Genomic DNA, 21,364 nt, shown 5'->3' with positions numbered 1-21,364 from the left:
GGGGTTTGGGGACATATTTCCAATGGGTATAGGTGTCAGGCCTACTCACTTGCCGTATGGTAACGAAAATTGTGTATTATTGAGGTCTGAGAAAGTTCGGTACACCCATCATTATGAAATTTACATTTAAAAATCTGGGGTATGTGGATCAGGGATCAATAGAGTTGGGAGATATGACTCTGATCTGTGGTCCAAATAATGTCGGCAAAACCTGGCTCAACTACGCTATGTATGGCTTGTTGAAAGATTACCCTTTTATAGCCTCGTTTAATCTTGAACCTGAGATTTTTAAGAATTTGAAGGAGCATGGAACTGCAAAGCTCTCGTTGACAGACTATGCGGGAAAGCTCGATCAGATTCTCAAGAACATGTCTGATCGTTTTAGCCACAATCTTGGGAAGTACTTCAACACGGATTCCGACCTGATGTCGAAAGCCAGGGTGGGTCTGAAGCTTGAAAACTATACGCTGGATTTGAGTGAAAATATCCATCGAGTAGTGAGATTGGGTAGAAAGGATGTGCTACTTGTCTCTAAAGAGGCAGGGGATAATACTCTTATTGTCACGCTTCAGGATACTGATTCAGATCTACCTGAGCCTGCCATTATTGATATTGTAGAGCGGGAGCTGGCCAGGACGCTTCTTGGTGCTTGCATATTGACACCTTTTGTACTGACTTCTGAAAGGACTGGTATTTCTCTTTTCTATAAAGAGCTGGATCTTAGTAAGAATATTCTGGTTGAGCATTTGTCCGATAGCAGCAAAAAGGGGATTAACCCATTCAAGTTGTTGAATAGTATGCGTTCCAGATACGCAGAACCTATTAAGGATAATATCGATATTATTCGTGATACTGATAATATTGCAAAGAAAAAAAGTTTTCTTAAAGAAGATAAAGCAGGTGAATACAAGCCTGTTTTTGATGCGTTAAGAGAGATTATTGGTGGCGGTTTTAAAACTGTAAATGACCAGGTCCTTTATCAACCTGTTAAAGAGCGAAACAGGGATAAAACTGCTCTACCCATCTATCTGGCTTCTTCTTCGATTAAGTCACTGTTTTTGTTGGATCTGTATATCAATTCTATAGCTGAAAAAAACAGTGTTCTGATTATTGATGAGCCAGAGTTAAATCTTCACCCAGATAAGCAAAGGCAAATGGCCAAGTTACTGACCAGGTTAGTTAATGCTGGTATTAAAGTTGTTATGACTACTCACAGCGATTTTCTGGTGCGTGAAATAAATAACAGAATCATGCTTAATGTTGATTTCAAAGGGCGATCCCACCTCATGAAAGAACATAAGATGGTCAAAGAAGATATATTACGGCCAGAACAGGTTAAGGCGTACACAGTACACTCTGATCATAAAGTTCATCAGTTGGAGGTCACTGAAGAGGGTATTGATACCGATGTTTTTGATCAAAAAATAGAGGATGCCAATACATTGCAAGATGACATTTATTATCAGATGTATTGAATTCAGGGGCTTGGTTTTATGAGATCTGAATTTCTTGCTTTGCTTGCACCAGAGGTTATATTGCCCATAGTGGAAAGGTCAGGCATGCTTACAGTTACTGTTAAAGAAACTGGAGCAGATGCAAAACTCAGGAGTCTGGAAATAACAGGCCTTACTAATGGAGATATTGCTTTTACTCTGGATTATCGGTCATCTGGTCGTTTGAAAGCATGTTTTAAACAGCTTTCATGCTATCTAAATGTTCAGCATGACAAAGTTAATAAAAGCTGTGATTTTGTTATTTTGACAAGAAACAAAGGGAGTTTAATTGCTGTTGTTGGCGATATGAAATCAAATAAACCAAGAGAAAGTGAGTTAAGGCTACAGCTTCAGAACTCTGAGCTTTTTGTTGAGTATCTATTTTCTCTTGCTAAAACATGGCACTCGGTTAAAGAAGAATTATCCTTCAAGAGGGTTTGTGTTCATACCGGAAAGTCAATGATTAAGAAAAGATTAACAAGGGTAAAAAGATCATCCAATAAAGAGGATGGTAAAGTACACTTCCATTCAGTTCGAGGCAGGATAGCAAGAATACGGCTGAACGAATTAATAGAATGAATTGATACAAGCCGGGCTTATGTCTCCATCCTCACAGTACGGGGTTTTATACTCATTAGATAGTTTTACTTGAGTAAAACCCTGTCGTGGTTGTACTTGAGTAAAACATCAGGAGAAAAGTACCATGACATCTATAGCTGTCAGAAAGTCCGGTGGAGCAAGTATCGTCAGTATACCCAAAGCTGTACTGAAAACCTTGGGGATAAGAGTAGAGAAATCGCCGGAATCAATCATCGATCAAGTAGACAAGATAGCGAAGTTAATTATCTCCTGAAAGCTTATTAATCGCTATCGATTGTTAGTCTTGCCAACAGAGTTGTCATTATAGTCAGGATGACTTTTCTATATCTTTTTAAAACATATTTAAGTACCTGGCCAGTTGGTTTCGCATATTCTGGCGAGTGGATTTTTTCATCCTTCAAGGCGCAACGACGGGCGCGTAGCCTTAGCTACGCAACCAGAGTTGGAACGCAGAAGGGTGGAAAAAGCCGCCGTCCAGAATATGCGAAACCAACTGGTTAGGTACTTACTGCTTATCCAAAGTGATAGGTATCTTGATTAACTTCCACGGAGGTAATTGATATGAATACTCAAGGATATTCAGCTGCCACTTATATTCATAGATTGGATAATATGATGATCGACCGAACACTCATTGATGGAATTAGTGGGTTCGAAGGTGGTGAGAAAAAAGCAATATTTTACTCGGAGCAAGCAAATAGAAATTACCATGTTTCTGTCCGCCCCAGTAATCATACATATAGATTTGTTGATGTCGATGTCACCGCTGAAACAGGCAGGAAAAATATTTTTAGCCGTATTATTGGTGCAGTTTTTGACGCATTTAAAAGGTTTGATGAAAATAAGATGAAAGTTTTTGGAACTCGTGCGCACCAGATGAAGAATAAACTTGAAAATGATATTCTGAATAAGGCTATAGATACTGCTATTGGTCGAGCTAAAGATATTTGCAATAAACCTGACGACGATAAAAAGATTATCGAAGATGGATTTAAAGCCGCAACTCAGTTTAATAAAAAATTTGGTATTATAGAGGTTGAAAATGAAACTCGTTTTACCCTGGCAAAATCTCTTTTTAAAAAATATGGTGATGATTCTTTGCTTCTTGAATTGTATCTGGAAATTAAAAGCCATGTCTTGTGGTTTGAAGAAAACCCTATGCGCCTTTTAGGCAACGAAGCCTGGTTGTATTACAACAAAATGGAATCCAGGCTTCTTAAAATCGAAGAAATATTGAATCGAGAAATTTATGTCAGGTTCAAATGAATTGGACTGGTTTAGATTGAAATGATTTTCGATGAACATGGGGGGGGTAAAAAAATCCCCCTCCTTTTTTTAACTCGTTTCCACGCTGGAGCATGAGAACGAGAAACCTTCTTCCCGGTGAATTTTACCCGTTGCAACCTTTGGTTTTTGACAGAAATATGCACTTATCCTGTTATTGGTCTACTTTGCGTGAACAGAAATAAAAAGTGTATGGACATAATGTTGAAAAAAATACTTCCTGCGGTGCTTCTTTTGCTGCTCCCGATGTCCGTCGTTTGCGGGGCCGAGGAGCTGGTAAGACATTTTGTTGTCGAGCTTGCAGAGGATCAGGATACAGACCGGTTTTTTTCTATAAAGCCTAACCTGAATTCATTGTCGGGCAGCTCATCAGGCATTGATGACACAAACGGCCTCACAGACTCGGGTTTACTGGCTGATTTCACACCCGGTGGGCTTAACGGTTACGGGTTAGCAGACACCTTTACCGAGTCAATTTCATGGCAATTGTTTTACGCCACTCAACTGCTGGTCGCCTGCGGACTGGCTCTGACCAACCATGAAGCCCCCTTGGGCTCCAAACCTGATTCGTGGCTACCTGAAGAAGCACTTATCACCGTCGGCTGGCTTTTGAAAAGCTTTTGGGACCCTGATTCATTGTTGTTCAAGCCAACAGATCAACCGGAGGCAATTTCTATTTCGACACAGAGAGATCATCCGTTTGCGATCACCACCATGGTGCTGCCCGGGCAGTGTGAACAAAAAAATGACCCGGCAAACCAGCCATCAGCATCATCCGGTCAGCAGGTCTCAGGAACAACTAACCAACCTGGAGCTTCTTTCATCAGCCCTCTGGATTTCGGCTCTGGCGACGGTAACGGAGACCCTGAACATCAACACCAACATACTTACGGTTTAGATTGTTACGCGGGTTCCTGTCATGGTGTTTGTCAGTTACGACCGCCATCCGATGGCAGTGAGCTGGCTGAATCAGGCGATGATGAGTGCCCTATATGCCTTCAAAAGTTCACTGATTTGTATGTTGTTTCCTGTTGTTCGAAGAAAATTGACAAACACTGTTTGCGAAGGATATTTCAGACCACTCGGCGATCATTAATAAAAGCCTGCCCATTTTGCAGAGCAGACATGAGTTCTACAGCACAATTACCGGATTTTGCAGTAAGCGGAGAGGCGCAGCAGGACTTACCAGGTTCTTATAACGAGCCCCAGCCCCCTTTTACCATTTCCACACAGGCGGCTTATTTCGCTGCCACATCAATAGCAGGGGGGCACCTGACCTGTGGCTTGGCCACAATCAACGAAGATGGCATGGTGCGGCCATGCAGGGCGGTCTTCACGAATGCCTCAGCCCTGTTGGCTCACGCAAGACTAGATCACACCCAAGTGCAAACCTGCCCCGAGTGCCATATTACCCTGCCAAGTGCTCAAGCCCTGAGGGACCACAGGAGAAGAGATCACACCGTTGAGCAAACCTGCCCTGAGTGCCAGATGACCCTGCCAAGCGCTCAAGCCCTGAGGGACCACAGGAGAAGGGATCACACCGGTGAGCAAACCTGCCCTGAGTGCCAGAAGATCCTGCTAAACGCTCAAGCCCTGAGGGACCACAGGAGAAGAGATCACACCGGAGAGCTAATCTGCTGCCCTGATTGCCGGAAGATCCTACCAAACGCTCAAGCCCTGTCGCTCCACAAAAGAAGAAATCACAGGAGGTAACCAATGGTCGGAGAGGGTGGCCGGACGCGGTCATGCGAATATTTAACCGTTGCAACCTTTGCTTTTTGACAGAAATATGCACTTATTCTGTCGCTGGTCTACTTTGCGCGTACAGAAATAAAAAGTGTAGGGACGTAATGGTGAAAAAAACACTTCCTACGGTGCTTCTTTTGCTGCTCCCGTTGTCCGTCGTTTGCGGGGCCGAGGAGTTGGTAAGACCTTTTGTTGTCGAGCTTGCACAGGATCAGGTTACAGACCAGGTCTTTTCTATGAAGCCCAACCTGAATACGTTATTGGACAGCTCGTTAGACATTGACGACGCAAACAGCTACACAGACCCGAGTTTACTGGCTGATGCCACATCAGGTGAACTTAACGGTTACGGGTTAGCAACAACCTGTATTGAGACGATTTCCTGGCAGTTACTATACGCCACTCAACTGCTGGTTGCCTACGGACTGGCTCTGATCACCCATGAAGCCCCACCGGGCTCCAAACCTGACTCGCGGCTACCTGAAGAAGCACTCATCACCGTCGGCATGCTTTTAAAAAGCTATTGGAACCCTGAATCATCACTGTTCAACCCGGCAGATGAACCGGAGGCGGCATCTATTTCGACACAAGAGGATTATCCGTTTGCAATCACGACAATGGTACTTCCCGGAAAGAGTCAAAAAGAAAATGGCCAACAAAGCCAGGCGTCAGCATCCTCCGGTCAGAAGGCCTCAGGAAAAATCACCCGCCTTAGACGCTTTTTCGCCAAGCGCCTGTCTCGACGTCGCGACGGTAAAGAAGACCCTGAACAACCCCAACATACTTATGGTTTAGATTGTTACGTCGATTCCTGTAATGGCGTTTGTCGATTCCGGCCACCACCCTCTGGCGGAGAGATGGCGCAAGCCGTTGAGAATTGTCCCGTATGCCTGGACAAGCTTACTGATGTGATTGCAACTCCCTGTTGTTCGCAGAAAATTGACAAACACTGTTTACAAAAGGTAATTCTGAGCACTTCACAATGTTCCTGCCCACTTTGCAGAGGGAACCTGTCTTCATTAGCGCAATTACCGGATTTCAGATCATGCTCAGAGGTACAAAGGGACTACAACGAGCTCACGACTGTCAGCTCCTCACAAACGGACTCTTCCGTTAACACTACCCAGCATAATAGGCACAATTTGGGGCCTGCCTGTTTCGTCGATTCCTGTAATGGCGGCATTTGTCGACGCCTGCCACCATACCATCGTAGAAGGGTGGCTGAAGCAGAAGCTCGTCCCATTGCCCCAGCGTTCTTTTTCGTTGGCACTACGCAGCATAATTTGCATACTTTGGGTTCTAACTGTCCCGTCTATCCCTGTTATGGCATTTGTCGACTCCTGCCACCATACCGTTTTGAAACAGAAGGTCGGGCCAGTTCCTCACAGAGGGCCTCTTTCGCTGCCATAACAAGAACTTCCGGGCGACTAATCTGTCGTGTGACCAGAATCGACGAAGATGGCCAGCGGCAGGTATGCGGGCGGCTCTTCAGGAATGTCGTGGTCCTGGTGGCTCATAGAGAAGATCACGCTGGAGAGCGAACCTGCTCTGAGTGCGAGAAGCTAAGCAGGAGAGCTCTTTGGGATCACTTAAGAAAAGATCACAGCAGGTAACGAGTGGTGGGAGAGGGTGGCCAGCCGTGGGAACGGATTTTCAGACCAATTTGCTGCCGCCGCAGTAGGGCAGACTATTCTCGGTCAGCCTCCTGGACAGCTTTTCCTCAATCTTGTCCATCAACCTGTCACCAATGCTAATACCAAACTGGTCATCCAACTGTCGTATACAGGTGGGTGAAGTGACATTGATTTCGGTCAGATATTCTCCGATAACATCCAACCCCACGAACAGCAGACCCTTCTCTTTCAATACTGGCGCCACCTGCTCTGCGATCCAGTAATCTTTTTCGGTCAGCTTCTGGCCCACACCACTGCCGCCCGCGGCAAGGTTGCCACGCAGTTCACCTTCAGCCGGGATACGTGCCAGAGCGTAAGGTACCGGTTCACCGTCGATCAATAGAATGCGTTTGTCGCCTGCCTTGATCTCGGGAATGTATTTTTGGATCATGGCCTGTTGTTGCCCGTGTTGGGTCAGGGTTTCAACAATCACACTGAAGTTCTGATCATTCGGGTGAGTTCTGAAAATAGACGACCCTCCCATACCATCCAGCGGTTTGAGAACCACATCGCCGTGTTTTTCGGCAAAAGCTTTCAGGTGTCGTGCACTGCGGGCCACCATGACCGGGGGTGTACACTGGGGGAACAGAGTGGCAAACATTTTTTCGTTGCAGTCACGAATACTCTGGGGTTTGTTGACCACCAGTGTGCCAGCGGCCTCAGCCTGTTCAAGCAGATAGGTGCTGTAAATAAACTCCATGTCAAAAGGAGGATCTTTACGCATCAGAATCACGTTCAGAGTGCTCAGCGGCTGCTCTTCCCGATCTCCCAGAGAATAAAAGTCATGCGGATTGTAGCGGGCCTGCAAGGGACGCATACTGCCATAGGCGACACCCTCTGACTGATACAGGTCTTCCTGCTGCATATAGAACAGCTCCCAGCCTTTTTTTCGGGCTGCGACCAGCATCGCCAGAGTACTGTCCTTTTTGTATTCGATGGACTCAATAGGGTCCATCACGACGCCGAGTTTAATTGTCATTGCAAGTCCGGGGCGATCAAAAACCGCAGTGTATCCTTAATTGAGTCCTTCATCTATTTTGCAGATGCAGCCAGGGCCTCTCCCATCCTGATCTTCGATCCGGCTTCGAAGGATTCAAGCCAGTCAACCTGATCTTTGCCAAAGAGCACAATGGCAGTAGAGCCCATCTTGAATCGGCCCATTTCATCACCCCGTTTCAGGGAGACCTGTTCTGCCGAGTCTTCGCCGTACTCAAAGGTACGAACTTTTTTTCTGATGGGGGTCACCAGTCCGGCCCAGACGGTTTCAATACTGGCAACAATCATGGCACCGACCATGATAACAGCCATCGGTCCGCGCTCAGTATCAAAAATAGCCACGACACGTTCATTTCGGGCAAACAGGTTTGGAATGTTTTCAACAGTGCCCTGATTCACCGAAAACAAACGACCCGGAACGTGGATCATTTTTCGCAGAGTGCCACCGAAAGGTGAATGAACACGGTGGTAATCACGGGGAGAAAGGTAGATCGTGGCGAACTTTCCACCCATGAATTCCTGGCCCAGATCACTGTCTCCGCCCAGCAGTTCAATCAGGCTGTAGTCGTGCCCTTTGGCCTGGAAAATCCTGCCATTCTCGATGTCGCCGAGCTGGCTGACTTCGCCGTCAGCAGGGCTGACGATCAGGCTTTCGTCTTCAGGCAGGGGTCGCACCCCTGATTTCAGGGAACGGGTGAAGAAATCGTTAAAGTGAAGATACTCTTCGGGGGTTTCGCGATCAGCCTCGCTCATATCAACATCATATTGTTTGATGATGCGGCGGATCAGCGCATTCTTGAACCTGGGGCAGGTGCTCTCAACAAAGCAATATACCGCCCGTGAAATAAGGTGGTGCGGCAGAAAATATTGGATAAAGGCAAAAAATTGTTCTTTCACAGTCAGGACTCATCCTGTTTTTAAGAGTATTGGATTGTAATGGTGAGAGCAGGGGCTCACAAGTAGACGCTGAGTAGACAGAAACGGCACTGCTTAAGATTAAACAGTGCCATTATTCCTCAGGTTTCGACGGGGGTATCGGGCAGATTGCCCCACTCTGACCAGGAGCCGTCGTAAGCTTTGATAGAGAGACCCAGAGACTTGCCCACCAGATAGGTAAAGCCCGAGCGATGATGGCTCTGACAATGGGTAATGACGTTTTTGTCCCGGGTAATGCCCAGCTGTTCAAGAATATCGGCGATGTCGTTGCGAATTCTGAGGTTACGGTCATGATCCATGGCCAGTGTCCATTCAAGGTTTACGGCACCCGGAATGTGCCCCCCTTTTTGTGAGAAGCGTTTTTCACCGCGATATTCATCAACTGATCGGGCATCCCAGATCACAGTGTTTGAGTCTTCCAGTGAATTCATGATGAGCTCTTTGTTGGCAATCACAGAGTCATCAATCTTCAGATCAACTTGTGTCGGTTCAGGGCGGTTAATGGTGCTTTCGGTGGGATGACCTTCTTTCAGCCAGACGTGTGCACCACCGTTCAGGTAGCTGTATTTCTTGTGTCCGATCACATCCAGCGTCCAGATGAAACGGCCTGCCCAACCACCGCCTTCGTCATCATAAACAACAATGTGTTTGTTTTTGCTGTAGCCAATGTTGGAGAGCATCTGGTTCAGCTGTTCAACGGCAGGAAGTTTGCCCGCTGCCGGTTTTACACCGGAAACCATGTTCTGTGGAGAAATGCTCAGGGCACCGGGAATGTGGGAGTGGCTGTATAGTTGCGGGTTGCAAAGGTCTACTATCAGCAGGTCTTCGTGCCCCAGCAGAGGTTCCAGCTGATCAGCTTCAAGGATCAGTGGCAGATCGTCTATTGAGTTCATTGTACTTCTTCATTCATGGCTGATGAGAAAAAGGCGATAGCCTATGCTAACACGGACCCGTCAGAGGTCCAGAGAGTCGACAATCTGTTTATAGCTGAACATTCGTTCTTCCAGAATTTCGCCATCTTCCAGAGCCTGCTTCAAGGCACAACCCGGTTCCTTCTCATGTTGACAGTCTCGGAATCGGCAATGACCAAGGTAGGGTCTGAATTCCCTGAAACCTTCAAGAACCGACTGGGCATCAATATGCCAGAGGCCAAATTCCCGAATGCCGGGTGAGTCAATCAACATGCCACCTGCGGGGAAATGGAAGAGCTTTGCGGCAGTGGTGGTATGCATGCCTTTGCCGGTGGCTTCGGAAAGGTCACCGACACGGATATCAACACCGGGTAAGAGTGCATTAACCAGGGAGGACTTTCCCACACCACTCTGTCCAACAAAGACACTGACATGCTCATCCAGCAGAGCCTTGAGAGGCACCAGTCCATCTTCTGAGCGGGTAGAAGCCCGCAGGACCTGATAACCAATGTCTTCATAAACCGCCAGCATATCGTCCATCAGTTCCATGCCTTCTTCATCCAGCAGGTCGATTTTGTTCAGCAAAAGAACCGGTTCAATGCCAACCGTCTCGGCAGCAACCAGATAGCGGTCAATCAGATTGGTATGAGGAATGGGCACAGGCGCTATGACCAGCACGATATAGTCAATATTGGCGGCAACGGGTTTGATTCGACCATGGTTGTCAGGCCGGGTGAGCAGGCTGGTGCGACCTTCGAGGGCGACCACCACCCCGGTTTCGTCTTTCAGGGACGGACGCCACACCACCTGGTCTCCGGTGACCAGGGGTGGGAGGTTGGTCCGCAGGTGGCATCGACGAACAGCACCGGTTTGGCCCCATGGCTCGATATCCAGGGTTGCACCATAGTGGGCGATGATCAGACCTTGTTGTTCAGGTCCCAGGTTATCATCCTGTATTTTTTGCTCAATAAGCTCTTCCCGCTTCCTGGCGCGGGCAATGCGTTCCTGCTGGACTTTCTCTATGCGCCATTTCTGTTTGCGCGTTAGTTTGCGCTTACTCATGGTTTACTCAAGGTTTTACCTGGTCTGCTGGATAGATTCTGGCTTTTCATGGCAATGGCCAGAAATAGCCTTTGTCTCGCTGATGCCCACATCTTTAAGTGGATAGACAGAAGGTGCCAATCGATACTGAGCTACGGAGCGGTCAGAAGGAAGCGAGTGTAGGTTTCACGGAGAGATTATGATCGGTTAGACTAAATAAGTCAGCCATGGCTTTCTTCATTTGCCGATATTTTTTGTGAAAATGTTACAGAATCGGTTTCAGGGCTATTTCAAACCTTTGAATTCAAGCCGTATTCATTGTTGGGCTGGCACATCTTTCTAAAGGAAATCGGGTGCTTGATGGCTAAAGCAGATAATCTTGTCTGGATCGACCTGGAAATGACGGGACTTGATCCCGAACACGACCAAATTCTGGAAATTGCGACCATTGTTACAGATGATCAGCTGAATTTTATTGCTGAAGGCCCCGTGATAGCGGTGCATCAAAGTGATGCAGTCCTTGCGAATATGAATGAGTGGTGTATCAAAACCCACGGTGAAACGGGGTTGACCCAAAGAGTCCGTGAAAGCCAGATCAGTCTGACTGAGGCCGAGCAAATGACTCTGGCCTTTCTCAGACAGTACTCCAAGGTCGGTGCATCACCCATGTGCGGGAACAGCATTGGTCAGGATCGCCGCTTTCTGAACTGCTACATGAAAGAGCTTCATGAGTTTTTCCATTACCGTAATATTGATGTCAGTACGTTAAAAGAGCTGGCAAGAAGGTGGCAGCCTGAGCTGCTTGATCAATTTAGCAAAAAAGGCACTCATCTGGCGCTGGAAGATATTCGTGAATCCATAGAAGAACTCCGTTTCTACCGCCAACACTTTATTCAATCCTGATCAGTTAATCAGAACAGTGGCTCTTAACAGTGGCTCTCAAAAAGAGCGGCTGTTCTTTTTCGTTATTGCAGCAAAGACCTGATAGCTTCAGTCAGACATATTGGTTAAACTGCCCACCTCGCCAAGTCTTCAGCCCGGTTCTGCTGAATGACGCCAACCGGGAATGTTTCATGAGTTTTGACTCGCTGGGGTTATCAGCTCCCATCCTCCAAGCTGTCACAGAGCAAGGTTATGATGCCCCTTCGCCTATTCAGTCTCAGGCTATCCCTGCCGTACTTGAAGGCCATGACGTCATGGCAGCGGCCCAGACAGGTACCGGTAAAACAGCAGGCTTTACGTTGCCCATACTGGAGAAGCTGGCAAAAGGACCTCGTGTCCAGGCCAATCAGGTGCGGGCGTTAATTCTGACGCCGACCCGTGAGCTGGCCGCTCAGGTAGCTGAAAGTGTGGAAACCTATAGTCGCCACCTTCCTCTTCGCTCAACCGTGGTATTTGGGGGCGTCAAGATCAATCCCCAGATGATGAAATTGAGAAGAGGCGTGGATGTGTTGGTGGCAACGCCAGGCAGGCTACTGGACCTGTTCAACCAGAATGCTGTGAAGTTCAAACAGCTGGAGGTGCTGGTGTTGGACGAAGCCGACCGTATGCTGGACATGGGCTTTATTCGTGATATTCGCAAGATTCTGGCAATCCTTCCCAAAAGCAGGCAGAGCTTACTGTTTTCAGCGACTTTCTCCGATGAGATTCGAAATCTGGCAAAAGGTCTGGTGCGTTCGCCGGTAGAGATTTCGGTCACACCGGGAAATGCCGCCGCTAAAACCGTAGACCAGTGTGTTTACCCTGTGGACAAAAACAAGAAAGCCGCACTGCTGACTCAGTTGATCACAGAGAATGACTGGCGTCAGGTGCTGGTATTTACCCGAACAAAACACGGTGCCAACCGGCTGACACGGCATCTTGAGGGCAAGGGGGTCCAGGCCGCAGCTATTCACGGCAACAAAAGCCAGAATGTCCGGACAAAAGCACTGGCTGAGTTCAAAAGCGGTGAAATTCGGGTTCTGGTAGCCACTGATATTGCTGCACGTGGGCTGGATATTGATCAGTTGCCGCAGGTTGTTAACTTTGATCTTCCCAACGTTGCCGAAGACTATGTTCATCGGATCGGCAGAACAGGCAGGGCCGGTGCGACCGGACAGGCAGTTTCTCTGGTGTGTGCTGACGAATTCAAACAACTGGTGGCAATTGAGAGGTTAACCCGTCAGCTGATTGATCGACAGGAAATTCCGGGGTTCAAGCCTGTGAATGCACTGCCAGAATCCAGACTGGATACCCGCCCTCCCAGGCGCAAGAAACCCAAAAAGCCAAAGAAACCCAGAGTAGAGCATCAGGATGGGCAGCGCTCAGGGGAGGTTTCCAGGGGCCATAAACCCAATACATCTGTCAGACGTAAGCAAAGGGACACCAAAGAGGCACCCGGAAAGCCAAGGTGAAGAACACCAGGTTCCAGGGCCGTTTAAATCTTTGGTGAATCCCTTCAAACAGGTGACTGGGAAATATGCTGGTGACGTATCAGCCACTGTCCGGAATGATTTTCCAGAAAAATAGTGACCCTGATATGAGCACCTTCGGAACCTTTCACGGGTAGCATCATGCAGAGACAGGCTGCTTCGCCATAGTGATAGACAACCGGTTCTGCTTTAAATTCTGCTGAGAAGGATTCTCCGGCATTAAAGTAGTCTGTCAACCGTTGTCTCAATGCTTCCCGTTCATTCAAATTGACATGCAGTCCGAAGCTGTGGGGCTCGTCGTCTGTGACAAACAGCGACATGATGCCACGGACGTCTTTAGTCTGAATGTAATGGTCGTATTGTTTGACAATATGAAGAAAGGGCGTGAGTGAATCACCCGATAACTTGACAGACATGATCAATAACCTCTGGAATCTGCGTCTCAGTAGCTCCTAAGGGTAGTCCATGCACAGATTTAATCTTGAGCATTTGGGTTGTGTTGTTTAAGTGCCCATTGCACATGTTCTTTTACCAGTTCCGAGGGGTAGTTCTGGCGCTGATGAAGTGCTGACATGACTTTATCCGTTGTGGGGGCGTTGCCTAAACCTACTGCCAGATTCCGTAACCAGCATTCAAAGCCCGCACGTCGGATCGGTGAGCCTGCGGTGCGCTCCAGAAATTCTTCTTCTGTCCACAGAAAAAGATCCGCCAGATCACTGTTATCCAGATGGTGACGAGGCTGAAAGTCAGTTTCCTGTGTGTGTCTGGCAAATCGATTCCAGGGGCAGGTAAGCTGACAGTCATCACAGCCAAAAATTCGGTTACCCATTTTGCTGCGAAGCTCTTCGGGTATGGGGCCACTGTTTTCAATAGTCAGATAGGAAATGCACTTTCTGGCATCCACTTTGTAGGGCTCGACAATCGCCTGGGTAGGGCAAACATTCATGCAGGCGGTGCAGCGGCCGCAATGGTTCTTCTCATAAGGTTCGTCCGTGGGCAGAGGTAAATTAGTAAAGAGTTCTCCCAGGAAAAAGAAAGAACCTGCCTTACGGTTGATAATCAGTGAGTGTTTGCCCATCCAGCCCAGACCCGCCTGCTGGGCGAGAGGTCTTTCCATCACGGGAGCACTGTCAACAAATGCCCTATAACCGTGGTTCGGGGCCACTGCTTCTATTTTCTTTCCGAGTTGGGTTAAGCGTTTGCGAATCAGCTTGTGGTAATCACGTCCCAGGGCATAACGGGAAACATAGGCTTTTTCCGGTTCATTAAGAATCTTGATGGTTTCGGTTTCTGCGGGCAGATAATCCATTCTGGCGGAGATAACCCGGATGACACCTTCATGAAGCTTTTCAGGATGGCACCTGAGCTCCTTGTGTCGCTCCATGTACGCCAGATCACCGTGGAGTCCCTGATCCAGCCACTGCTGAAACTGTTTTTTGTCCCGCTCCGGGATTCGGGCTTCTGTAATACCCACATGCTGGAAGCCTAAATGTCTGGCCCAAAGACGAATATCGTCAGCCAGCTTTTGATAATCAGGGCTTTCAGAAGAGTCGTTGGAGATAGACACGTTGATCAGTTGCTGCCGGGAAAAAATCTGAGATTATAGACGAGCATTCTAACACACCCCTTGTCGAGAATAATGGTAAACCCGCAAAAGCGTAATCCTGAGCTACTTCTTAGACGGAATCGAAGCTGTTTAGCTGTCGATATTAAGGTAATCTATCAAGGTAGGAGTGAGTGCTTATGTACGATAGCGATCGAGTTGGCATCTTTGACCGGCTTTATACTGCAGAACAAGTTCGCCGGCTTGATGATGTAGCAATCAATGATTTTCAGATCAATGGCTTTGAGCTGATGAACCGGGCTGCCCGTGCGGCTTTTCGCTCTCTGATGAACCATTGGCCAGACCTTCTTCTTGGCAATCGGCTTCAGGTCTTCTGCGGTGGCGGGAATAATGGTGGAGATGGTTATCTGGTGGCCATGCTGGCGGCTAAGCGGGGGATTTCGGTTTCAGTGAATTTCCTCTCTTCTCCGGAAAAACTGTCAGGAGATGCCCTGTCAGCCTATAAAGCCTGTATCGCAGAGGGTGTTGATGTTGATCCTTATACACCGGAGACGCCGCTGTCCGGTGACGTATTCGTCGATGCCCTGCTGGGAACGGGGCTGGGAAGAGACGTTGAGGGTCGCTATCGAGACGTTGTCATTCGCATCAATGAATCGGGTCGACCTGTTCTTGCTGTTGATATTCCATCCGGTCTTTGTGCTGACAAAGGCATCGCTATGGGCGTTGCCATAAGGGCAGATGTGACGGTGACATTCATAGGTATGAAGCTGGGGTTGCTTTCAGGCAGGGGAAAAGAGCTGTCCGGGCAGGTTGAGTTTGCTGATCTGGGTGTGCCGGGGGAGGTTTATGAAGCCGTGCCGAATGAAGCTCTGAGGTTGTCAGAAAACAGACTAAGTCGCTGGCTTCAGCCCAGAGCCAGAGATTTACATAAAGGCGACAATGGCCATGTTATGGTGGTGGCCGGGAACCATGGTATGCCCGGTGCTGCCATTATGTCGGCAGAAGCTGCATTATATTGTGGTGCTGGTCGGGTCACAGTGGCTACCCGTCAGGAGCATCTTTTGGCTCTGGCAGCCCGACGTCCCGAGTTAATGGCCTCGGCCGTTTCGGGTGCAGAAGATCTTCGCGTGCTCCTGGAAGGGAAAAATCTGCTGGTTGTGGGACCCGGTCTGGGAAAAGATTCATGGGCCCGCGAACTCCTTGCTGAAGTGCTGAAAGTTGAGTGCCCTGTGGTAATTGATGCCGATGGTCTCAATATCATTTCGGAAGATCCGGCGTTGCTTAAACGTCGAAAGTACCCGATGATTCTCACACCCCATTCCGGCGAAGCGGCGAGACTGCTGGAAACTCAAACTTCAACCATTAATGGCGACCGGGTTAAAGCTGCAAAAGAACTCTTTAACCGTTTCGGTGCAGTGGTCGTGTTAAAGGGGGCCGGCACGCTTATATACGACGGAAAAATCCTGAATCTGTGCCCGGATGGTAATCCGGGTATGGCTGTGGCGGGTATGGGGGATGTACTCAGCGGTGTGATTGCCGCACTGGCAGCTCAGGGCTTAGAGACCCATAATGCAGCAGCTTTGGGGGTCTGGCTGCATGCGACAGCTGCAGACCATCTGGCGGGGCTGCAAGGCGAACGAGGGATGCTGGCACTGGAAACTCTCCCTCACATAAGAAGTCAGCTGAATAAAATTGCAAAACAGCCTTGAGCTATTGAGACAGCCTTGAGCTATGGACACAACAAATAATGAACGGGTGCCCATACCCGTTCCCGTAAAGATAATAGTGAGTGTATGGAAGGCAGGATTGAGCTGCTGATTGATAATGAGCAGGAAATGGTTCAGCTTGGCAACAAGCTGGCTGAAGTAAGCAGTGGTCATGCCGTCATTTATCTGGTTGGAAACCTGGGAGCCGGAAAAACCACTTTATGCCGGGGTATTCTGCATAGCCTTGGTCATCAGGGGGCGGTGAAAAGCCCGACTTATACCCTGGTGGAGCCCTACTCAGTTGACGGTCAGCAGGTCTATCATTTTGACCTTTATCGACTGGCTGATCCTGAAGAGCTTGAGTTCATCGGGGGGCGGGATTATTTTGAAGAAGACTGTCTGTGTCTGATCGAGTGGCCCTGCAAAGGTGAGGGAGCTCTGCCGGATGCCGATCTGGAAGTACAACTGGATTACAACCTGCCCGGACGCAAGGCTCTCATCAAAGCGGGAACCGAACGTGGGCTGGGTATGTTGAGAAAACTGCAGGGACGGCAGGAGGGAGAATGTCGTCGAGGATAAGGAAGTTCTTTTTTGCTGCTCTGTTGCTATTGCCTCTGCCATTGTTTGCAGCCCAGGTTGACGATGTCCGTGTCTGGCGATCGCCTGATAAGACCCGTCTGGTATTTGATGTCTCCAGTGAAGTCGCTCACTCGCAATTTTTTCTGGACAACCCCCGAAGACTGGTGGTGGATATTCGTGGCACCCGGAAGCCCAAAAGTTCAGTCAATCCCCGTCTCGGCTCGACTCCTATCAGCAAGATTCGTTATGGGGTTCGAAACAAGAAAGATTTGCGGATTGTTCTGGATCTGAGAAATAAGGTCACCAGTAAAAGCTTCCTGCTTAAACCCAATGCCACATACGGCTATCGTCTGGTGGTAGATCTCTTTGATGATCGGACAAAAGCAGCAGATCCGGTAAAAGAGCCCATTAAAACATCTTCCAAAAGAGATATTGTTGTGGCGATTGATGCCGGCCACGGTGGCGAAGATCCGGGGGCACTGGCCTATGGAGGGGGGCATGAAAAGGTCGTCACGCTGAACATTTCCAAAGACCTCGCCGCTCTGTTGAACAAAGAGCCCGGCTTCAAGCCTGTTCTGGTAAGAACCGGAGACTACTATATCCCCCTGCGTGAACGTGCCGCTATTGCTCGTAAAGCAGGAGCCGATCTGTTTATTTCCATCCATGCTGACGCTTTTACAGATCCTCGTGCGAATGGTGCCTCGGTGTATGCCCTGTCCAGGGGGGGAGCAACATCAGAGACTGCCCGCTGGCTGGCTCACAGAGCAAACTCGTCAGATCTGATTGGTGGTGAAGGGGGCATATCCCTGAGTGACAAAGACGATATTCTGGCGGGTGTTTTGTTGGATTTGTCCATGACCTCAACACTGTCTTCGAGTCTGGAAGTCGGTGACAAGGTGCTGAAGAATATCGGTACGATCAACAGGCTGCATAAAGAACAGGTGGAGCAAGCTGCTTTTGCTGTTCTGAAGTCTCCCGACATTCCCTCTATTCTGGTGGAAACAGGCTTTATCTCCAATCCCAAAGAAGGGCGTAAACTGAAAACCCGAAGCCATCAACGTGCTATGGCCCGACAGATATTCAAAGGCGTGAAAGGCTACTTTGTGAAGAAGCCTCCGCCCGGTACGCTGATCTCCGGGCTCAAGGCTGAGGGTAAAATAGATACTCGTCCAGACCAGTATGTGATCCAGGCCGGTGATACCCTGTCAGAGATAGCCAATCGCTTTGATATCAGTCTGAGCTCATTGAAAACAGCCAATAATATCAGTCGATCAGATCGGATCAGAACCGGGCAGATGTTGGTGATTCCCAACTGAAAGACGCCTGAAGATACCGTCAGTAATGCTGACAGGCTGGTCAGTCTCTTCCCGGATTTTTTCCTGTAAAGTGCCATTGTATGGAAAATTCAGGGAGGATTCGGCTATGCATCTGAGGGCTTCAGTTAACTTATTACCCACCCATCTGAATCAGGCATCAACCGATGAGCTGTCGGCTTATGGTTCTCAGGACAACCTTCTCAATGAGAATAACCGGGTCAACCGGTCCGGGCATCGGATTTTCAGCGATACCTTCACCAGGCTCGATAGTCGGTCCATTGCACAGTTTGAGAGTCTGACACTTTCTTCCCCTGATCCTGAAAAGCCTGATGCCGATCTGTCAGATTTACTGGAATCCTATGAGGTGATTTCAGAGTACCCTGAGGTAGATTCAGCCCTCAGGATCATGTCTGGACTGGCTGCCACTTCTACACCCCGGTCTGTTTCTGTCAGGTCTGAACAGCTCTTGGCTTTAAGGCCGCGCTTATTGGTGCCTGAGCAGATCTGGAAGCAGAAAGAAATACAAAAGCAACCTGAAGCTCAGAAACAAGAGGGCACTTTGGCAGAAGAGACTGAAACCCCGGCAGAACAGACGATAGAACAAAAAGAGCCGAAAGAAACTCCGGTGATTGATGCGCTGACCGGCCTGCCCGCAGAAGAGCTTGAAAATAAAGTCTGGGAGTTTCTGGTCAAAGTTGTCGGTATTGCCTCCCCCGCAGGCAAAACAATTAAGGGGGCCGCAACCCTTGTCGTCTCAAAGGAGAAAATAGAGAAGTTTCAGACAGGGCTTAAGAATATCCTGAAAGGTCAGGTTCATTATGAAGTCAGTGAAAACATAGGACGTCGTATGCTTCAGCTGTCAAAGGTTTGTGGTTCTACCAGTCCATCACTGCCAGTACTGACTCTGTTGGGGTACACCATTCCGGGCTATCGGATTGTACCGGCCATGTTGACACTCTGGCGACTCAAGGATTTCAGGGATGAGATGGCTGCGCTCTACTACGACCAGAATGCCATGCCTGCGTTGACGGACTTTACCTTGAGCTGGATGCCAGCTTTATTATCCAGTCTCTTCTAACGACTTGGCAAAAGTCGATAGAGGCTGATAGTCTTTCTGGCAATAAAACCGGACTGACTGACCTGCCTTTTATGAAACCTATTCGTTTACTCGATACCCGACTTGCTAACCAGATTGCTGCCGGTGAGGTGGTTGAACGTCCCGCATCGGTTGTTAAAGAACTGTTGGAAAACAGTCTTGATGCCGGTGCCAAACGAGTGAATGTCGAGGTAGAAAATGGTGGTGTCAAATTGATCCGTATTCGTGATGACGGACATGGCATTGCCAAAGATGATCTGGCACTGGCTCTGTCGCGACACGCCACCAGCAAGATTTCTGAACTGGAAGATCTGGAAGGTGTCGGGACTCTGGGCTTTCGTGGTGAAGCCCTTGCTTCGGTCAGCTCGGTTTCACGCTTAACATTAACGTCACATGTTGATGGTCAGGAGTCTGGCTGGCAGGTTCGTACCGAAGGGCGTGACATGGAGGCTATTGTTAATCCGGCACCCCACCCCGTGGGTACAACGATTGAAGTCAAGGATCTGTTTTTTAATACCCCTGCAAGGCGTAAATTCCTGCGGACGGAAAAAACCGAGTTTTCCCATCTTGAAGAAGTCGTGAAGCGTCTGGCACTGTCCCGGTTTGATGTTGGGTTTGGTCTCAGACATAACCAGCGCAGTATTCATCAGCTAAGACCCTGTAACACTCAGGCTGAGAAAGATCGCCGGGTGGCTTCCCTTTGTGGTCCGAAGTTTATTGAAAACTCGGTGATTGTTGATGTTAATGTTTCCGGGCTCAAGCTTTGGGGCTGGGTAGGATTGCCAACGTTTTCCCGTTCCAGTGCTGATCTTCAATACTTCTTCGTCAATGGCCGCGTGATCAGGGATAAACTGGTCGCACACGCTGTTCGTCAGGCCTATCGCGATGTTCTCTATGGCGGCAGGCATCCAACCTTTGTCTTGTATCTTGAGCTTGATCCGGCGCTGGTGGATGTCAACGTTCACCCCACCAAGCATGAGGTTCGATTCAGGGATGGTCGAACCGTCCATAATTTTCTGTTCAGTACCCTGCATCGTGCTCTGGGAGAGGTGTCTCCAGAAGATCAGTTGCCACCAGCCGCTCTCTCTTCACAACCCCAGGCCCGGGCTTCAGGTGTTGAAGGTGGCGAGTTCAAAAGTCAGGAAAGTATGCCGCTGTCGCCAGCTCCAGCAACCGCTTCCCATTCTTATGGTGCGTCTTCCGGGCAGCCATCAGCATCGGCAGGTGCAAGACAGGCAAGAGAAACACCTCAGCCAGATCAGATTCAGAAGCAGATTCAGGTCTACAGTGAACTCTATGCTTCTGGTGCCACTGAGCGAAGCTCTGTCCAGGAAAGTCAGCCACTGGCCGTCAATGATGCGCCAGCTGCTCAGCCTGCATCTGTTAATCTGCCAGAGCAGACAGCAGATATACCCCCCTTGGGTTTTGCCATAGCGCAGTTGAAAGGTATTTATATTCTCTCTGAGAACGAGCAGGGGATGATTCTGGTGGACATGCACGCTGCTCACGAGCGCATTACTTACGAGCGGATGAAAGTTTCCTGGCATGCCGATGGTATTAAAGCCCAGCCCCTGCTGGTGCCAAAATCAATAGCTGTCAGCGATCGTGAGGCGACCTGTGCAGAAGAGAATTATGAGTACTTCAAAAAGCTTGGATTAACACTTGAGCGAATGGGGCCGGAAACGCTACTGGTTCGACAAGTGCCGGTCATGCTTCACAATGCTGATGTTGAAAAGCTGGTTCGTGATGTTTTGTCAGATCTGATGCAGCACGGTGACAGTGATCGTGTGGAAAGTCAGATGAATGAAGTGCTGGCCACCATGGCCTGCCATGGTTCGGTAAGAGCTAACCGTCGTCTTTCCATCGAAGAAATGAACGCTCTGCTCAGGGATATGGAGCAGACGGAACGCAGTGGACAGTGTAATCACGGAAGACCTACCTGGACGTTATTGACACTGGATCAGTTGGACAAACTGTTTTTACGAGGGCGTTAGGAGCCGATACTCACACAG

The 21,364-nt window shown here is 48.7% G+C and carries 18 protein-coding genes; 12 read left to right on the top strand and 6 right to left on the bottom strand.

The annotated features are described in order from the left end of the window. Positions 1 to 113 precede the first annotated feature (113 nt). From ACOMG9_RS22735 to ACOMG9_RS22715, 5 genes are all read left to right on the top strand, one after another. Positions 114 to 1,475, top strand: a complete 1,362-nt coding sequence (locus ACOMG9_RS22735; protein WP_448218851.1) for an AAA family ATPase — start codon at positions 114 to 116, stop codon at positions 1,473 to 1,475. Positions 1,476 to 1,493: 18 nt separating this feature from the next. Beyond that, entirely contained in the window at positions 1,494 to 2,072 is a 579-nt protein-coding gene (locus ACOMG9_RS22730; RefSeq protein WP_448218852.1) for a hypothetical protein, read from the top strand. A 582-nt stretch (positions 2,073 to 2,654) separates the two neighbouring features. Beyond that, positions 2,655 to 3,359, top strand: coding sequence for a hypothetical protein (locus tag ACOMG9_RS22725; protein WP_494529467.1), 705 nt, complete (start codon positions 2,655 to 2,657; stop codon positions 3,357 to 3,359). 210 nt (positions 3,360 to 3,569) lie between these two features. Next, entirely contained in the window at positions 3,570 to 5,090 is a 1,521-nt protein-coding gene (locus ACOMG9_RS22720; protein WP_494529466.1) for a C2H2-type zinc finger protein, read from the top strand. A gap of 170 nt (positions 5,091 to 5,260) precedes the next feature. Beyond that, positions 5,261 to 6,736, top strand: a complete 1,476-nt coding sequence (locus tag ACOMG9_RS22715) for an RING finger protein (protein ID WP_494529465.1) — start codon at positions 5,261 to 5,263, stop codon at positions 6,734 to 6,736. Between the two features lie 40 nt (positions 6,737 to 6,776). Here the strand turns inward: ACOMG9_RS22715 and gshB are convergent, their stop codons facing one another. The 4 genes from gshB to rsgA all read right to left on the bottom strand — a co-directional run bounded on the left by gshB (position 6,777) and on the right by rsgA (position 10,701). After that, positions 6,777 to 7,775 carry a glutathione synthase gene (gshB, locus tag ACOMG9_RS22710; protein WP_448218858.1) on the bottom strand — a complete coding sequence of 333 codons (999 nt, stop codon included), beginning with the start codon at positions 7,773 to 7,775 and terminating at the stop codon, positions 6,777 to 6,779. A 53-nt stretch (positions 7,776 to 7,828) separates the two neighbouring features. After that, on the bottom strand, positions 7,829 to 8,689 hold the full coding sequence (asd, locus tag ACOMG9_RS22705; RefSeq protein WP_448218859.1) for an archaetidylserine decarboxylase: 861 nt from the start codon (positions 8,687 to 8,689) through the stop codon (positions 7,829 to 7,831). Between the two features lie 119 nt (positions 8,690 to 8,808). Continuing rightward, positions 8,809 to 9,621, bottom strand: a complete 813-nt coding sequence (locus ACOMG9_RS22700; RefSeq protein WP_448218860.1) for a sulfurtransferase — start codon at positions 9,619 to 9,621, stop codon at positions 8,809 to 8,811. 60 nt (positions 9,622 to 9,681) lie between these two features. Beyond that, on the bottom strand, positions 9,682 to 10,701 hold the full coding sequence (gene rsgA / locus ACOMG9_RS22695; protein WP_448218861.1) for a small ribosomal subunit biogenesis GTPase RsgA: 1,020 nt from the start codon (positions 10,699 to 10,701) through the stop codon (positions 9,682 to 9,684). Positions 10,702 to 11,040: 339 nt separating this feature from the next. Here rsgA and orn point away from each other — a divergent pair, with 339 nt between their 5' ends. Both orn and ACOMG9_RS22685 read left to right on the top strand, forming a co-directional pair. Next, positions 11,041 to 11,583, top strand: a complete 543-nt coding sequence (gene orn, locus ACOMG9_RS22690; RefSeq protein ID WP_422135713.1) for an oligoribonuclease — start codon at positions 11,041 to 11,043, stop codon at positions 11,581 to 11,583. Between the two features lie 170 nt (positions 11,584 to 11,753). Next, entirely contained in the window at positions 11,754 to 13,073 is a 1,320-nt protein-coding gene (locus ACOMG9_RS22685) for a DEAD/DEAH box helicase (RefSeq protein ID WP_422135712.1), read from the top strand. A 44-nt stretch (positions 13,074 to 13,117) separates the two neighbouring features. Here ACOMG9_RS22685 and ACOMG9_RS22680 read toward each other — a convergent pair whose 3' ends face one another. Beyond that, entirely contained in the window at positions 13,118 to 13,507 is a 390-nt protein-coding gene (locus ACOMG9_RS22680; protein ID WP_422472844.1) for a nuclear transport factor 2 family protein, read from the bottom strand. Positions 13,508 to 13,566: 59 nt separating this feature from the next. Next, entirely contained in the window at positions 13,567 to 14,658 is a 1,092-nt protein-coding gene (queG, locus tag ACOMG9_RS22675; RefSeq protein ID WP_448218862.1) for a tRNA epoxyqueuosine(34) reductase QueG, read from the bottom strand. Positions 14,659 to 14,834: 176 nt separating this feature from the next. Here queG and ACOMG9_RS22670 point away from each other — a divergent pair, with 176 nt between their 5' ends. From ACOMG9_RS22670 to mutL, 5 genes are all read left to right on the top strand, one after another. Then, positions 14,835 to 16,364: an NAD(P)H-hydrate dehydratase gene (locus ACOMG9_RS22670; RefSeq protein WP_494529464.1), complete on the top strand. Its 1,530-nt coding sequence runs from the start codon at positions 14,835 to 14,837 to the stop codon at positions 16,362 to 16,364. Between the two features lie 84 nt (positions 16,365 to 16,448). Next, entirely contained in the window at positions 16,449 to 16,940 is a 492-nt protein-coding gene (gene tsaE / locus ACOMG9_RS22665; protein ID WP_422135708.1) for a tRNA (adenosine(37)-N6)-threonylcarbamoyltransferase complex ATPase subunit type 1 TsaE, read from the top strand. Continuing rightward, positions 16,925 to 18,256, top strand: a complete 1,332-nt coding sequence (locus ACOMG9_RS22660) for an N-acetylmuramoyl-L-alanine amidase (RefSeq protein WP_448218864.1) — start codon at positions 16,925 to 16,927, stop codon at positions 18,254 to 18,256. The genes tsaE and ACOMG9_RS22660 overlap by 16 nt, the downstream gene beginning before the upstream one ends. Before the next feature lie 106 nt (positions 18,257 to 18,362). After that, positions 18,363 to 19,334, top strand: coding sequence for a hypothetical protein (locus tag ACOMG9_RS22655; protein WP_494529463.1), 972 nt, complete (start codon positions 18,363 to 18,365; stop codon positions 19,332 to 19,334). 71 nt (positions 19,335 to 19,405) lie between these two features. After that, on the top strand, positions 19,406 to 21,346 hold the full coding sequence (mutL, locus tag ACOMG9_RS22650) for a DNA mismatch repair endonuclease MutL (RefSeq protein WP_422135705.1): 1,941 nt from the start codon (positions 19,406 to 19,408) through the stop codon (positions 21,344 to 21,346). Positions 21,347 to 21,364 lie beyond the last annotated feature (18 nt).

This window comes from Endozoicomonas sp. PH6C (assembly GCF_059322965.1).
The sequence above is the reverse complement of the archived record's forward strand: the minus strand, read 5'-3'. Positions and strand labels throughout refer to the sequence as shown.